Genomic DNA, 17,370 nt, shown 5'->3' with positions numbered 1-17,370 from the left:
GGCCAGGCCCAGGGTGTTTCCTGGGCCTGGCCAACCGCGCTACAGGGTCAACTCGTCGATCTCCTCTGCAGTAAGACGTTTCAAGGCTGCCAAGGATTTAGCCAACTCGTCCTGAATCGACTCGCCATGCCCCTGCCGGGCCGCAACGACCTCGCTGAACGCCGCCAGCGTCGGCTGCTCGAACAACTCGCGCAGGCTGACTTCGGTATTCATCTGGTTGCCTACCCGGGCCACCACCTGCACCACCAGCAGCGAATGCCCGCCCAGCTCGAAGAAGTCGTCGTCAAGGCCGATGCGCTCAACGCCCAGCACCTCGCTCCAGATCTGTGCCAACTGCTGTTGCACGGCGGTGACCGGCGCCTGGTACTGCTGCTGCGAAGTGCTTGCATCCGGCGCTGGCAAGGCCTTGCGGTCAAGCTTGCCGTTGGCGGTCAACGGCAGGCTGTCGAGCATCACCCACAAGCCGGGGACCATGTAGCCCGGCAGGCTGCTACGTAAGTGCTCGGCGAGCACGGCGCGCAGCTCCATCGCCTGCGCGCTCACCTGCCGGGGCACCCAATAGGCGACCAACTGCTTGCTGCCGGCCACCTGCACATCCACCACCACGGCGCTGTGCACCGCCTCGTGGGCCAGCAGCCGCGACTCGATCTCGCCCAGTTCGATCCGGTAACCGCGAATCTTCACCTGGAAGTCGGCCCGCCCTACGTACTCCAGCACCTGGCCATCGGCGCGCACCCGCGCCAGATCGCCGGTGCGATACAAGCGCCCACCCGGGCTGTGGCTGAACGGATCGGGCACGAAGCTCAAGGCAGTGCGCACCGGGTCGCCCAGGTAGCCGCGCCCTACCCCCACGCCGGCCACATGCAACTCGCCGGTAGCACGCGCCGGCATGGGTTCGAGCAGGTCGTTGAGCACGTACAGACGGTTGTGATCGGTGGCCGTGCCGATCGGCAGATGCACGGACGGGGCATCATCGAGCACGCGGTACAGCGCCACGTCATCGGAACACTCGGCCGGCCCGTAGGCATTGACCAACTCGATCTGCGGATAGCGCTCGCGCCAGCGCCGGGCCAGGGCCGGCGGCATGGCTTCGCCCGTGGTCAGCAGGTAGCGCAGGTTGGGCAGCGCACGGGCCGGCAGTTCCAGCATCGCCTGGATCATCGCCGGGACGCACTCAAGCACCGTCACCCCCGTGGCCTCGACCTGCTGCAACAATGCCTGTGGGTCCTGGGCGACAGCGTCGGGGAAGATCTCCACACGACAACCGCGCAGCGCTGCCGTGAGCAACTGCCACACGCAGATGTCAAAACTCTGCGAGGCCGTCTGGGCGATGACGTCATGCTCTTGCAGCCCCAGATAGGGCAACTTGCTCAACTGGTTGTTGAGCATGCCGGCCTGCTCCACCATCACCCCCTTGGGCACACCGGTCGAGCCGGAGGTGAAGATCACGTACGCCAGCAACTTGCCGGCTGCCTCGGGCGATGGCTTGAGCGGTGCAAGCGAGGCGAGCGTCTGCACCTGCTCCCACACCAGCAGCGCCGGTGGCTGGTCCAGCTCGGCGAGCAGCGCTTGGGCCAACGGCGCGCAGCGCTGGTCGCAGACCAACAGCGCCGCGCCACTGAGGCCGAGCACCTCGCTCAGGCGCCGCAGCGGCAGCGAAGGGTCCAGCGACAGGTAGCCCGCACCGGCCTTGAACACACCGACGATCATGCCCAACAGCGACAGGTCGCGCTCGCCCAACACCGCAACCAGGCCATCGGCGCCGACCCCAGCGGCCTGCAACCTCAGCGCCAGACGGCTGGCCTGCACATCCAGCTCCTCATAGCTCCACTGGCGCCCACTGCAACGGGCTGCCGGCAGTTGCGGCACCCGCGCCACGGTGGCATCGAAGAGCCGCGCATAGCCCTGCTGCAGCGCTTGCGGCAAGGCCTCTGGGGTCACCCGGGCCTGCTCCTGAAGCCGCGCTGCTACCTGGTGGAAGTCCGCATCCAGCTGCTCGCTCAAGGCCAGCAACAGGGCCTGGAAGTCGGCCAGCAATACCGCGATGGTGTCGCCATCGAACAGGCGCTGGTCATACGACAGGTGCAGGCCCAGCACTTCTCCTGGATAGACCACCACCGTGATCGGGTAGTTGGTGTGGGTGCGCGAGCTGCCCGCCTTGACCTTCATGCTCGACGCCTGCGCACCGACGCTGGACTCCACCGGCGCGTTCTCGAACACGAACAGGCTGTCGAACAACGCCTGGCCACTGCCGATCTCGCTGCACGCCTGGATGTCGACCAGCGGCAAATGCTCGTGCTCACGCAGGTTCAGGTTGTATTCGAGCAGCGACTTGAGCCAAGCCTTGGCGCTCAGGCCTGCTTGCGCCCCTGGCAGTTTCACCCTGAGCGGGATGCTGTTGATGAACAGCCCGACCGTGGTCTGCATCTCTGGGAACTCGACCGGTCGGCCCGCCACAGTCACCCCGAACAGCACATCCCGATCACCGCTGTAGCGCTGTAGCAACAGCGCCCAGGCGCCTTGCACCAGGGTATTGACCGTCAGTTGCGCCGCCTGGGCGCGCTGCGCCAGCTGGGCACTTTGCTCACGGCTCAGGTACACCAGTTGGTCAGCGACGCTGCCCTGAGCCTGCTCGCGCGACGGCGCGCGGTCGAACGGCAGCGCGGTGGGACGCTCGAAGCCCGCCAGCTCCTGGCGCCAGAAGCCGCGCGAAGCGTCACGGTCCCAACGCTGCAACCAGGCGATGAAATCGCGGTAACGCGGCGGCGTCGGCAAGTGCACCGTCTGCCCGCCCAGCAAGCCCTGGTAGACCTTGAAGAACTCATCGACCACCCCCATCCGGCACCAGGCATCGAGCAGCACGTGGTGGTTGCTGAAGACAAAGCCGAAGCGGTCCGCCCCCAGCTGGATCAGGCGCAGGCGCAACGGCACTTCTTTGTCCATGGCAAAGCCGCGCTGCAACTCTTGTTCAAGCTCGGCCTGCAGCGCCGGCTCGTACTCGGCGGGCGACAGGTGGCGCCAGTCGAGCACCCGCAAGGCAGGCTCGGTACGCCGATGGACAATCTGCACCATGCGCTCGCCCAGGTCCCAGCAGAACGAGGTACGCAGGACATCATGGCGGGCGATGACCGTCTTCCAGGCCTGGTTGAAGGCGTCGATGTCGATTGCATGGTCGACCTGGTAGCAGTACTGCATCAGGTAGATACCCGACCCCGGTTCCAGCAGGGTGTGCATCAACAGCCCTTCCTGCATGGGCGACAAGGGGTAGATATCTTCGATGTCGCGCGCCGCCACCGGCAGGCGATCGAGTTGTGCCTGGCTCAGGCCGGCCAACGGGAAATCAGCTGGGGTCACGCCCTGGGCGCCATCCTCCAGGCAGTGCATGATCACCTCTTCCAGCGCCTGCTCAAGGGCGCGGGCCAAGCCCTGGATGGTCTCGGCGCGGTACATCTCGCGGCTATAGGTCCAGTCCAGACGCAGTTCGCCGTCATAGACCTGGCCGTTGACGCTGAGCCAGTTACCCAACGGTGCATCCTCGCCCTGGCTGCGCCCGGCGCTTTCCCCGGCCGGCACGAACAGCGCACCGGAATCCTCGCTGAAGCTGCCGTCGAACTGCCCCAGGTAGTTGAAGGTCACCCGTGGCTGGGCGACGTCGGCCAGCTGGCGAGCGAACTCGGCATCCCCCAGGTAGCGCAGCACCCCGTAGCCAATCCCTTTATTGGGCACCTGCCAGAGTTGCTGCTTGATGCGCTTGATGCTGTCGCCGACACTGCCTTGCGGGCTCAGGCGCACCGGGAACAAGCTGGTGAACCAGCCGACCGTGCGGCTCAGGTCCAGGTCGTCGAACAAGTCCTCACGGCCGTGGCCTTCGAGCTGAATGCTCACCGCTGGCTGTCCGCTCCATTGGCACAGTACGCGGGCCAGGGCGGTGAGCAGCAGGTCATTGACCTGGGTGCGATAGGCCGCCGGGGCAACCTTCAGCAGCTTGTGGGTCAGGGCCTTGTCCAGGCGCGAACTGGCATGGGCTGCCTCCCGCAAGGTGGCAGCAGCGCCAGGCGTGTCGCAGGGGAACTGCGCATCCTCCTCACTCAAGGCCTGCAACCAATAGCTGCGCTCGGCCAGCAAGGCATCGCTGCGCGCATACTCGGTCAGCCGCTGCGCCCACTGCCTGCAACTGGCAGAACGCCCCGCCAGGCTGATCGGCTGGCCTTGGCTGGCCTGCTGGTAGGCGCTTTGCAGGTCTTCGAGGAGGATCCTCCAGGACACCCCATCGACCACCAGGTGATGGATCGCCAGCAGCAGCCGCTGCTGACCGCCAGGCAGTTCGAACAGCACGGCCCTGACCAATTCTCCACGCTCCAGGCTGAGGCTGGCTTGGATCTGGGTGGCGTGCGCTTCGAGCGCCGACGGCTGGTTCAGCGTGACCACTTGCAACAAGGCTTCGATAGCCTGCCGACGTGGCTCGACGTGCCACTGGCGGTCATTGCAGGTGAAGCTCAGGCGCAAGGCTTCATGCTCGTTGAGCACTGTCGTCAGGGCCTGGTCCAGCGCCTTGGGCTGCAAGCGCTGCAATGGCGTGAGCAACACGGCCTGATTCCAGTGGTGGCGCTGTTCGATGGCGGTGTCGAAGAAGCGCGCCTGGATCGGCAACAGGGCGATTGCCCCGCCCGCCTCTGGCGTTGCGACAGTGGCGGGTTTGGGCTTGTCTTGCACCAGCTTAGCCACCTGGGCCAGCGCGGCGATGGTCTGCTTCTCGAACAATTGCTTGGGCGACAGCTTGATTCCCTGGCGCTTGGCCCGGGCGATGATCTGCAGGCTGAGGATGGAGTCGCCGCCCAGTTCGAAGAAGTTATCGCCCGTGCCGACTTGTTCCAGCTTGAGCACATCGGCCCAGATCGCGGCGAGCTTTTCTTCTATTTCACCGACCGGTGCCACGTAAGCCTTGCTGGCAATTTCCGGCTTGGGCAAGGCGCGTTTGTCGAGCTTGCCGTTGGCGGTCAGCGGCAGACACTCAAGCAGTACGAGGTGGGCGGGCACCATGTAGTCAGGCAGGCGCGCTTGCAATTGGCTCAGCAACTCAGTTGCCGAGCTCGCGGGGGCTACCACATAGGCGAGCAGTTGCAGGCGATCCGGGTCGCCCTCCAGCGCCATCGGCACGACCACCGCGTCCTGCACGCCGGGCAGGCCACGCAGCAACTCGCCGATCTCGCCGGGCTCGACCCGATAGCCACGGATCTTCACCTGCTCATCGGCGCGGCCAAGAAACTCCACCTTGCCCTGCTGCAAACGGGCGCGGTCGCCAGCACGGTACAAGCGCGTGCCCTGGCCGGTTGGGTCGGGGACAAATCGCTCGGCAGTCATCGCCGGCCGGCCCAGGTAACCCTGGGCCACACCCTTGCCGCCCAGATACAGCTCACCGGCAACCCGCTCGGCAACCGGGTTAAGCGCCGAATCGAGCAAGCACACATGGCTGTTGGGCAAGGGCTTGCCGACCGGCACGGTGCGCGTACCGGGCTCAAGCTCGGTGACCTCGTGGCTGAGAATGCCGACGGTGGTTTCGGTAGGGCCATAGTGGTTGACCAGCCGGCAGTCGGGCCTGAGCTGAGCGACCTTTTCCACCAATGACCATGGACAGGCCTCGCCCCCGACGATCAACAGCTGGCGCGGCAGCACCTTCTGCGGCTCGCTGGCCTGCAGAAGCCCTTGCAGGTGGCTTGGGACGATTTTCAGCACATCGACCTGATGCTCGGCCATGTAGCCGGCAAACGCGTCCGGATCGAACGCGTGCTCGCGCGACAGCAGATGCAGCAGCCGGCCACCCGCCAGCGCCCCGAACAGCACGGTATGGCCCAGGTCGGCGGCCACGGTGGAAACCATCGCCATGCTGGCGCCTGCTGGCAGCTGCAAGCGCTGCTCGATGCCCTGCACATAGTTGGCCAGGGTGCCATGCGCCACCACCACGCCCTTGGGCTGGCCGGTGGAGCCTGAGGTGTAGATCACATAGGCCGGCTGGGCAGGCACCACGGCGGTATCGAGCGGCGAATTCGGGCAATGCCGCCAGGCGTCAGCATCGAATGGCATCGCCGGGCAAGCCTCAAGACCGCTCAGGGCAACCTGCGGATCTTGCAGCAGCAGGACCGCACCACTGTCGCCGACCAGCTGCGCCAGCCGTTCGACTGGCTGGGCGCTGTCCAGCGGCAGGAATGCGGCGCCGACCTTGAGCACCGCCAGCAAGCTGATCACCCATTCGACCGAGCGCTCCTGGCACAGGGCAACCAGGTCACCCGGTGCCACCCCCAGGGTTTGCAGATGGTGGGCCAGCTGGTTGGACTGCCGGTCAAGCTCGCTGTAGCTCAGTTGCTGGGCGCCAGCACGCACTGCGGGTCGCTCGCCAGCGCCCTGCACGGCCTGGCGCCACAGGGCCAGGACGTCTTCACAGGGGAACTCGGCCTGCTCACCTGGCAGCAGTGCCCGCTGGCCTTCGGTATGAGCCAGCAAGCGGCTGGAGGGGGTATCGACCAGGCGCTGCAGCAACGCATGCAGCGCGCCGACCATGCGTTCGATCGTGCTGGCCTTGAACAGGTCGGTGGCATAGGTGAAGTACGCCTGGATCTGTTCGCCGCTGTCGGTAAAGTCGAAGGCCAGGTCGAACCGGGCGTCGGCGCCGCTCAGTGGATACTCCTCCACGCTCAGGCCGCTGAGGGTCTTGCTCTGCTCGCTGCCGGCCGCCTCGCCAGCGACATTCTGGTTGAGCTTGAACTGGAACAGCGGGTTATGGCTCAGGTTACGCTCAGGCGCCAGCGCATCGACCAACTGCTCGAAAGGCAGCTCCTGGTGCGACTGGGCCTCGGCCACCACTTGGCGGACCTGCTCGAGCAGGCTGTCGAAGGTCGCCTGTTCATCGACCTGGACCCGCAGCACTTGGGTATTGATGAAAAAGCCAATCAGGCCTTCGAGGTCTTTGCGATTACGCCCAGCGTTGGGCACGCCGATGCGAATGTCGTCCTGACCGCTGTAACGCGACAGCACCACCGCCAGCGCCCCGAGCAGGACCATGAACACCGTCTGCCCCTTGCTCTGGGCCAGGCTGCGCAGCGCGCTGGAGAGTGCCGGCGGCAGGTCGGCGCGAACCACCGCGCCTTGATAGCTGGGCTGAGCCGGGCGTGGAAAGTCCAGCGGCAGGTCCAACAGCGGCTGTTCGCTGCCCAGCTGCGCCTGCCAGTACTGCAACTGCCGCTCGCCTTCGCCCGCTTCGAGCCAGGCGCGCTGCCAGATCGCATAGTCGGCGTACTGAATCGCCAGCGGCTCGGGGTTGACCGGCTGGCCGGCGACCAAGGCATCGTAGAACGAGACGAAGGTCTGCACCATCAGTTCGCTGGACCAGCCGTCACTGATGATGTGATGCATGCACACCGTCAATACATGATGGCTGGGGTCGACCTGGAACAGCTTGACCCGCAGCAAGGGCTCATTGAACAGGTCGAACGGACGGCGCAGCTCGTCGCGTACCAAAGTATCCAGGTCAGCTGCGGCCACCTTGACCTGCGCCAGGGCCACCGGCGACTGGTCGAGGATCTGCTGGTAGCATTCGCCCTCCTCCATTACCAGGCGGGTGCGCAGGGTTTCATGGCGTTGCACCAGCAATTCCAGGGCCTTGGCCATGGCCGCAACGTCCAGCTCACCTTCCAGGCGAACCGCCATCGGCACATTGTAGAACGCGCTGGTCGGCTCCAGTTGCCAGAGGAACATCAGCCGTTGCTGGGCATACGACAGCGGGATCCGCGCGACCTCGTGGCGGGTGGCGGCAATCGGCAGCAGCTTGAAGCTCTGGCCACTGGCGCTCATCTTGTCGAGCACCTGGCGACGTTGTTCCAGCGGCAGTGCGACGAAGCGCTTGGCAATTCGTTCAGCAGTTGTCTTGTCCATGTTCAAGCCTCCGTCAATTCATTCATCAGTTGCTCGATATCGGCGAGGCCTTCTTCGCTCAGGGACTGGCCGGCGCTTTCCAGCGCCAGGGCAAATGCCCCCAGTAGCGGGGTTTCGAAGATGAGGCGGATCGGCATATCGATGCCCAATTGGCTGTTGATACGTGAGATGGCCTGGGCCGCCAGCAGCGAATGGCCGCCCAGTTCGAAGAAGTTGTCGTCCAGCCCGACGCGCTCGACGCGCAGCACATCGGCCCAGATCGCCGCCACCTGCTGTTCGGTGGCGGTCTGCGGGGGCACATAGCGGGCCTGCAGCTGGGTCAGGTCGGGGCGCGGCAAGGCCTTGCGGTCAAGCTTGCCGTTCGGGCTCAGCGGCAGTTCTGCCAACCAGATCAGGCAGGCCGGGACCATGTAGTCCGGCAAGCTGCCCTGCAGCTGCGCGCGCAACTCTGCCAGCAGCGCCTGCTGGGTCTGCGCGTCGGCCTGGGCCACGGCAGGGTCGGCAGGCACCAGATAGGCGACCAGTTGCTTGCCCAGGGCACCCTCGATGTCGATCACCAGCGCGTCGCGCACACGCTCATGCTCGATCAGGCGCGCGCCAACCTCGCCCAGCTCGATGCGAAAACCGCGGATCTTGACTTGATGATCGATGCGCCCGGCGTATTCGATGCTGCCCTGCGCCAGGTAGCGAGACAGATCGCCGGAGCGGTACAAACGGCTGCCGTCGGCGCCGAACGGATCAGGGATGAAGCGCTCGGCAGTCAGTGCGGGGCGACGGTGATAACCCCTTGCCAGCAGATCGCCGCCAATCATCAACTCACCAATGGCGCCGTTGAGTACCGTGCCGCCACTGTTGTCCAGCAGGTGGATGGAGCGTCCGGCCAGTACCGCACCGATCGGCATGACCGACGGCAACGCAGGCGCCGGATCACCCAGATAAGGCGTGCAGTCGTGGGCGGTGACCGTGACCGTTGCCTCGGTCGGACCATAGGTGTTGAGCAGGTGCACATGCCCCAGGCCTGCCGCTTTCCACGCCGCCAGCCCCTCTGGCGGCATCGCTTCGCCGCCGGCATGGAACTGATGCAGCCGCCCGTAATCGCGCGGCCCACGCTCAGCGAAGTCTTTGGCAAGCATGAACCAGTAGGCCGTGGTGACGTCAACCACGCTGATGTCGTTGGCGATCAGCTCGCGGTAGAAGCGCTCGCTGTCCCACAGCTCAGGTCCGCGAATAACCACCGAGGCGCCACAGATCAGCGCCGGATACAACTGCTCGACGAAGCCGTCGAAGTTGAACGTGGCGAACTGCAGGATCCGATCGCGGGCTGTGAGATTGAAAAAGCCCAACGACACCTGCGCATGCTGGCTCAGCGCACCCTGGCTGATCGCCACGCCTTTGGGGCGGCCGGTGGAGCCTGAGGTGTACATCACATAGGCCAGCGAAGCCGGCTCGATCAGCACGCTCGGGTTGGTTTCGATGGCGCCCTCGAAGGGCTGATCCAGGCACAGTCGAGTGACCCCAGCGGGCACCGGCAAACGCTCGCTCAGGGCAGTTTGGGTGAGCAGCAAGGCCAGGCCACTGTCTTCGATCATGTAGGCCAGGCGCTCGGCCGGGTAATCAGGATCCAGCGGCACATAGGCCGCGCCGACCTTGAGGATCGCCAACAGCCCGGCGACCATCTCCAAGCCCCGCTCCAGCGCCACCCCGACCAGCACCTCAGGGCCTGCGCCCAAGGCCTGCAGGCGGTGGGCCAGGCGGTTGGCGCGCCGGTTGAGTTCGGCATAGCTCCAGTGCTGGCCATCATGCAGCACGGCGATGGCGTCGGGGGTCTGCGCGACCTGCGCCTGGAAGCGGTGCGCCAACGCGGTGTCGAACAAGGGCCCGGCCGGCCCCTGCGACCACTGTTGCTCAACCACCCGGCGCTCCTGCGGCGAGGCCAGGGCCAAGCGGTCCAGACTCGCTTGAGGCGCGCCCACCAGGGCCTGCAGCAGGTTCAGCCAGTGCTCGCCCATCCGCTCGATACGGGCCCGGTCGAACAAGTCGCAGGCATAGGTGAAGGTTGCCAGCACGCCGTCGGAACGTTCCACGGTATCGAGCGACACATCGAACTGCGAACTGCCCTCGTCCAGGTCGACCTCCTCGACCACCAGGCCATCCAGGCTCTGGCCGGTGACCTGCTCGCCGAGGTCGCGCAGGTGGTTGTACATCACCTGGAACAAGGGGTTGTGGCCCAGCCCACGCTCAGGCTGCAAGGCTTCGACCAACGCATCGAACGGTACGTCCTTGTTGGCCTGGGCTTGCAGGCTGGCTTCTTTGGTCTGGGCCAGCAACTGCTCGAAGCTGGTGCTGTAGTCCACCTCCAGGCGCAATACCAGGGTGTTGACGAAGAAGCCGATCAAGCCCTCGAGCTCCAGCCGGTTACGGTTGGTCATCGGCACGCCGATGTTGATCTTCTCACTGGCACTGTAACGGGCCAGCAACAGCGCGAACGAGGCCAGGAAGACATGGAACAAGGTGGCGTTGCCGGCCACCGCCAGCTGACGCAAGCCTGCGGTCAATGCGCCGGGCAGGTGAATGTCCAGCCGCCCGCCCCGATAGCTCTGCACCGCCGGGCGCGGTCGGTCTGCCGGCAGCTGCAACACGCTGAAGTCATCCTCCAGGCGTGCTTTCCAGTAACCGAGCTGATCCTCCATCTGCCCTTCGCCAAGCCGCTCGCGCTGCCAGCTGGCATAGTCGGCATACTGCACCGGCAGCGCTGCGAACAGCGGCAGCGGCGCGCCCTTGGCATGGTGGTTGTAGAGCGCAATACACTCGCGAACCATGATGCCCATCGACCAGCCGTCAGAAACGATATGGTGCAAGGTCAGCAGCAACAGGTGCTCATCGGCGCCGACTTGATAGAGCTTGACCCGTATTAGCGGCCCTGCGGCCAGATCGAACGGACGCTGGATCTCGGCCTGCAAGAGCGCGGTCAGCGCCTCGTCCGGCAACTGGCCAAGCCACTGCTGCTCAAGCTTGACCTCAAGTTGCTCGCTGATGCGCAGGCCCGGCACCCCTTGGTACTCTTCGAAGCGGGTGCGCAGGGCTTCATGGCGCTGTACCAGCGCATTGATGGCAGCGCTCAACGCGCCTGGGTCCAACGCGCCGCGAATGCGCACCACCATGGGGGTGTGATACGCCGAGCTGTGCGGATGAATTTTCCAGAACAGCCACTGCCGGTACTGGGCATGGGACACCGGCAGCACCTGGTCGCGCGCCAAGCTGATGATCGGCGCATCGCTGACCTGGCCGAGTGCTGCGACCGCTTCGCTGAAGCGGCGCAGATCGCCAGTGTCGAACAACAGCCGCAACGGGATATCGATCCCCAGCTGGCGCCGGGCACGGGAGACGATCTGCGTGGCCATCAACGAATGGCCGCCCAAGGCGAAGAAATTGTCGCCCAGCCCAACCTGCTCGACCGCCAATACCTCCCGCCACAGACCTGCCAGGCCGATCTGCAATGGGCTGACGGGCGGCTCATAGTGTGGCGCCCGGCATTCCTGCTCCGGCTGCGGCAAACGGGCCAGGTCGACCTTGCCATTGGCGGTCAGCGGCAGGCTGTCGAGAAACAGCACACGCGCGGGAATCATGTGCTCCGGCACGGTCGCCTTGAGCGCCCGCTGCAGGGTGTCCTGCGCCGTGGCGTGATCGGCGCTGCGCTGCACCAGCAAAGGCGCGACCACGTAGGCGATCAGTTGCAACTCATTGGCCTGGGCCCGCGGTCGAACCAGGGCTTTTTCGACGCCTTCAAGCCCCTGCAGACAGGCCTCGACTTCACCCGGTTCGACCCGATAGCCACGGATCTTGATTTGCTGATCACGCCGACCGACGTACAACAGGCGCCCCTCGCGATCACGGCTGACCGCATCACCACTGCGGTACATGCGCGCCCCTGGCGCGCCCGACGGATCTGGCACGAAGCGTTCCGCAGTCAAGCCCGGGCGGCCGATGTAACCACGGGCAAGACCGGCCCCGGAAATGCACAGCTCGCCTTTGGCCTGACCCGGTGCGGTCTGCAGCGATGCATCGAGGACCTGCACACGGCTGTTGAGCAACGGCGTGCCCAGCTGGGCGACTTGCCCCGGCTGCAGCTCGGCGGTCAGCACACCGACGGTGGTTTCGGTCGGACCATAGTGATTGATGATCTTCAGCTCAGGGCGCAACGCGGCGATCCGCGACAACAGCGCCGCTGGACAGGCCTCACCCCCCAGGACCAGGCAGCGCTGCGGCAGTACCCGCGCATCGCCACAGGCATCGAGCAATGCCGCCAGGTGCGAGGGCACGATCTTCAGGGCGTCGATGGCTTGATCATCGAGGTAGCTGGCAAAGCCATCGGCGTCCAGCACCGCATCACGTTGCAGCAGGTGCAGGGTCTTACCCGTGCTCAATGCGCCAAACAGCATGGTATGGCCCAGGTCGGCGGCAGGCGTGGAGATCATCGCCAGCTGTTCGAGCGCAGCCAAGGGCAGGCGCTCGGCCAAGCCATCGAGGTAATTGGCCAAGGCCGCATGGGACACGCCCACGCCCTTTGGCGTGCCCGTGGTGCCTGAGGTGTAGATGATGTAGGCAAGGTTGTCGCCCTGCACCGACGCCGGCGCCTGCAGCACTGGCGCCTGATCTGGGCAAGGCGCATCGAACGCCACTTGCCGCACCTGTGGGCCAAGGTTGTCCATGCCGCCCTGCGGCCCCACGACCAGGGATATGCCGGCGTCACCCAGCATGAACGCCAGACGCTGTCCAGGCTGGCCCGGCTCCAGCGGCACATACGCAGCGCCCGCCTTGAGAATCGCCAGCAGGCCAACCAGCATGTCGACCGAGCGATCAGCCCACAGCCCCACCGCCTGCTCGCTACCCACCCCCAGCGCCTGGAGTTCAAGGCGCAGCGCTTCGGCGCGCAGCTCCAACTGCTGATAGCTCAGCGAGCCCTGACTGCTGACGGCCGCGAGGCGATCCGGGTGCGCCGCCGCCGCTTGGGCGAAGCGCTGATGAACCGGCAGCGGCGCGGGTCGCTCGATCGACGGCAGCGGCACTGGCGCAGCGGCCAGCGGCCAATCGCCAAGCGCCGAGCCGTCATCCTGGCTGAGCGCGGCCAGCAGGCGCAGCCAGTCCTGGCTCATGCCGGCGATGGTTGCCTGGTCGAACAGGTCAAGGGCATAACTGAAGGCCGCGCGCAGCTCCCCAGCCACTTCCACGGTGTCCAGCGTCAGGTCGAAACGGGCGATGTTCTTGCGCAGGTCGAGCTTCTCCAGAACCAGGCCGGAGCCGGTCTGGATGGCGCCTACGTCGGCCACCTGCGCTTGATGGTTGAACAGCACCTGGAACAGCGGGCCATGGGCCGAGTTGCGCTCCACCCCCAGCACTTCGACCAATTTGTCGAACGGCACGTCCTGGTGGGCCTGGGCCTGGGTCGCGCACTGGCGGACCTGGCCCAGCAGTTGGGCGGTGTCATGGGTCGGATCTATGCGGGTCTGCAGGACCTGAGTATTGATGAAGCAACCGATCAGCCCTTCCACTTCGCTGCGATTGCGGTTGGCGATCGGCACCCCGACGCGCACCGTGTCATGCCCGCCGTAGCGATACAGCAAGGTCTTGAAGGCTGCCAGCAGCACCACGAACAAGGTGACGTTGTGGCGCTTGGCGAGGGTCTTGAGGCGCTCGGCCAGGTCCGCTTCGATCGCCACCTCCAAGCGCTCGCCACGATGACTGGGGCGGGCTGGCCGCGGACGATCGCTGGGCAGTTGCAGGACGGGATGCTCGTCGCCAAGGTGCGCCAGCCAATAGGCCAGCTGACGCTCCTGCTCGCCGGCCTCCAGCCAGCTGCGCTGCCACAGGGCAAAGTCGCGGTACTGGATGTCCAGCGCGGCCAGGGCCGATGCGCTCCGGGCGCTAGCCGCATCGTACAGCCTGACCAGTTCGTCGATCAGGATGCCCAGCGACCAGCCATCGGCAATGATGTGGTGCAGGGTGATCAGCAACAGATGCTCCTGCTCGCCGATGCGCAGCAGACGCACACGCATCAGCGGTCCATTGACCAGATCGAATGGCGCTACCGATTCTTCCGCGCAGGTCGACTCGATGCGCTGTTGCTGCGTCTGGCCTTGCAGGTGGCCAAGGTCCAGCAGCTGGACCGCGACCTGCAGATGCGCCTGTACGCACTGGCGCACCTGGTCATCGGCTTCGCGAAACACCGTGCGCAGCGCCTCGTGGCGCTGGACCAGGGTGTCGATGGCGCTTTGCAGGGCGGGCACGTCGAGCACGCCGCGCAGCTTGACCGCCAGGGGCAGGTTGTAGGCGCCGCTGTGCGGATCGAGCTGCCAGGCGAACCACATGCGCTGCTGGGCGTAGGACAGGCTGTCGCGGGCCGGCACCTGGACCCCCGCCGCGATCGGCAGGAGGGCGAAATCCACCCCCTCGCCCTTCATCGCATCCAGGAACAGACGACGCTTGCCAGCGGGCAGCTCGATGAAGCGTCGAGCCAGTTTGAGTGAATCTTGGGCATTCATACTGTCGGTCCTTACTGATCTGCGGCTCGGCCTTGGGCAAAGCGTTTTCAGTAGAACGAGCAGATGAGAAGTGAATTTAGCGGCGTGGCGCAGGCCTGTGTGCAAGCGCCAGGTTGTACGCCACCTGATACGGTGGCGTACGGTGGGAGCCGCGCCAAGGAAGCCTCAGCGAGCCTTCTCGCTGTGCCCCTGCGCCATGGCGACGACGACTTTGCGCGGCCCGGTGAACGGCGCCCGAGCGTGAGCGGCGAGCATGTTGTCGAGCATCAGCACATCGCCCTCCTGCCACGGGAAGCTGATCGCGCACTCGTCCAGCACAGCGCGAATGCGCTCAAGCACTTCATGCTCGATGGGCGTGCCGTCACCGTAGTAGACATTGCGTGGCAGGTCCTCCTCGTCGACGATCTCAAGCAGGCTTTCGCGCACCTCGGCCGGTAGATTGGAGACGTGGAACAAGTGCGCCTGGTTGAACCAGACCTGATCGCCGGTCCATGGATGAGTGGCCACCGCCTGACAGACCTGACGGGTGCGCAGTTCGCCGTCGTCTTTCCACTCCCACTCGATGTGGTGGGCACGGCAGTAGGCTTCGACGACACTGCGATCTTCGGTGTTGAACACCTGCTCCCAGCCCACATCCAGGCCATTGCCATAGTTGCGGACATACATCAGGCGCTTGCTGGCAAAGCGTTCGAGGATGTCGGCCGGCATCCGCCGATAGACTTCGCGGCTGTCGGCGATCGGCGTTTGGCCGCCGGTCTGGGCGGCGATCATGCTGTAGAACCAGATACGCATCGGCCAGTCGAGGCTGTAGGCCTGTTCGTTGTGCAGCGGGATACTCTGGTGCGCCGGGTATTCGGTGGAGGTATACACCCCTTGGGTCACATTGCTGCGTGGGGTGGAACCGAACTCGTAATTGAGCAGCGGATGACCGAACGCCTGGGCGAACTCGCGAAACGCCGCGACCTCCCCCACTTCGAAACCGCGAAACAATATCCCTGCGCAGTGATCCAGGTGCTGCGCCACGATCTCCTTGAGCTCGTCGAAGCTCTCCAGCAGCCCAAGCCCTGGCTCGGGCGCTTCGACCAGCAGCGGCAGCGAGCCGCGCTCAGGCATCAATGGCCGCACCTTGATATCGGCAAGTTCACTCATCTGTGTCTCCCCATCCGCGTCACACGCCACGGCTAAGGTGGCGTGCGCCGCGCATTGGCGTTAATCGTATTCATCACGGGCAGGCCGCCCGCGTTACTTGGGCAAAACCTGTTCAGGCGCTGCGCACCGCTACTGCCAACGCCGCGGCAAACCGTTCTGCGACCTCGTCGATCTGCTCGGCACTGATGATCAACGGCGGCAGGAAGCGCACCACCGCGCCATGGCGGCCGCCCAGCTCAAGGATCAAGCCGCGCTTGAGGCACTCGCGCTGCACCTTGGGGGCCAGCTCGCGCGCTGCCGGTGGATGGCCCAAGCTATCCAGGGCGCCTTGCGGGTCGACCAGCTCGACCCCAAGCATCAAGCCGCGCCCGCGAATATCGCCCAGCTGTGGGTACTGGCGTTGCAGATGCTGCAAGTGGCCGCGCAGGCGCTGGCCCATGGCCTCGGCGTGCTCGGCCAGGCGATGCTCGACCAGGTAATCGATCACTGCGGAGCCTGCGGCCATGGCCATCTGGTTGCCGCGGAAGGTGCCGGCATGGGCGCCGGGGGTCCATTGGTCCAGCCACTCGCGGTACACCACCACCGCCAGCGGCAGGCTGCCACCAATGGCTTTGGACAAGGTCACCACATCCGGGACGATGCCGGCGTGCTCGAAGGCGAACATCCGCCCGGTGCGGGCAAAGCCGCTCTGAATTTCGTCGACGATCAGCGCCACCCCGGCCTGCTCGGTGATCCGCCGTACACCGCGTAGCCATTCGATGTCCGCCGGTATCACCCCGCCTTCGCCCTGCACCACTTCGAGAATGACCGCCGCTGGCAGCGGCACCCCGCCTTCCGGATCGAGCAGCAGGTTTTCCAGGTAGTGCAGGTTGGCCCGCACACCCGCCTCACCGCCCAGGCCGAACGGGCAGCGGTAGTCGTAGGGGTACGGCATGAACTGCACGCCATTGCCGAGCAACGCGCCCAGGGGTTTCTTCGGCCCGTGGCTGCCCATCAGGCTCAATGCGCCCTGGGACATGCCGTGGTAGGCACCCTGGAATGCCAGCACGGTGCTGCGCCCGGTGGCGGTGCGCACCAGTTTCAGCGCAGCTTCCACCGCATCGGTGCCGGTCGGGCCGCAGAACTGGATCTTCGCCTCGCGGCGCAAGGTTTCGGGCAGGATGCCGAACAGGTCCTGGACGAAGCGGTCCTTGACCGGCGTGGTCAGGTCGAGGGTATGCAGCGGCAGCTCGTCCGCCAGCACGCGCTGAATCGCCTCGACCACCACCGGATGATTGTGCCCCAAGGCAAGCGTGCCAGCACCGGCCAGGCAGTCGATGAACTGGCGGCCTTCGACGTCTTCGACATACAGGCCACGGGCGCGCTTGAGTGCCAGGGGCAGGCGTCGTGGGTAGCTGCGGGCGTTGGATTCCTGTTGTTGCTGGCGCACCAGCAGCGGCGAATCGGTGAACTCATACAGCGGTTGCGGCGCTGCGCCTGGCAGGATCTGGGCAAGGCTGGTAGCGGTCGACATCGGAGAATCCCTCGCAAATGAATGGTGGGCCCGCCACGTCCCTGTAACCAGATATGTGTCGGGTGAGCATCGTTTGGAGAACGCTTCAGCGCAGGGAGGATTTAGTGATTGGCTAGCAAGTTTTGTCGCCTCCACGGGCCTCTTCGCGGGCAAGCCCGCTCCTACAGGTACCGCGCTGGCTTCGAGGTCAACGGGGTGCCTGTGGGAGCGGGCTTGCCCGCGAAGAGGCCGGTCGTGACACCA

Annotated in this window: 4 protein-coding genes; all 4 read right to left on the bottom strand. The window is 65.5% G+C overall.

Annotation, left to right across the window (positions count from 1 at the left end):
• Positions 1-39: 39 nt before the first annotated feature.
• On the bottom strand, positions 40-7,926 hold the full coding sequence (locus HU737_RS04670; protein WP_186555676.1) for a non-ribosomal peptide synthetase: 7,887 nt from the start codon (positions 7,924-7,926) through the stop codon (positions 40-42).
• A 2-nt stretch (positions 7,927-7,928) separates the two neighbouring features.
• The gene (locus HU737_RS04665) at positions 7,929-14,465 is read right to left on the bottom strand and encodes a non-ribosomal peptide synthetase (protein WP_186555675.1); all 6,537 of its coding nucleotides are present in this window, start codon (positions 14,463-14,465) and stop codon (positions 7,929-7,931) included.
• Between the two features lie 165 nt (positions 14,466-14,630).
• Positions 14,631-15,614, bottom strand: a complete 984-nt coding sequence (locus HU737_RS04660; RefSeq protein WP_186555674.1) for a TauD/TfdA family dioxygenase — start codon at positions 15,612-15,614, stop codon at positions 14,631-14,633.
• Positions 15,615-15,726: 112 nt separating this feature from the next.
• On the bottom strand, positions 15,727-17,127 hold the full coding sequence (locus HU737_RS04655; protein WP_186555673.1) for an aspartate aminotransferase family protein: 1,401 nt from the start codon (positions 17,125-17,127) through the stop codon (positions 15,727-15,729).
• Positions 17,128-17,370: the final 243 nt, after the last annotated feature.

Source organism: Pseudomonas urmiensis, from assembly GCF_014268815.2.
Lineage (GTDB): Bacteria > Pseudomonadota > Gammaproteobacteria > Pseudomonadales > Pseudomonadaceae > Aquipseudomonas > Aquipseudomonas urmiensis.
This window is presented reverse-complemented; position numbering and strand designations above follow the sequence as displayed.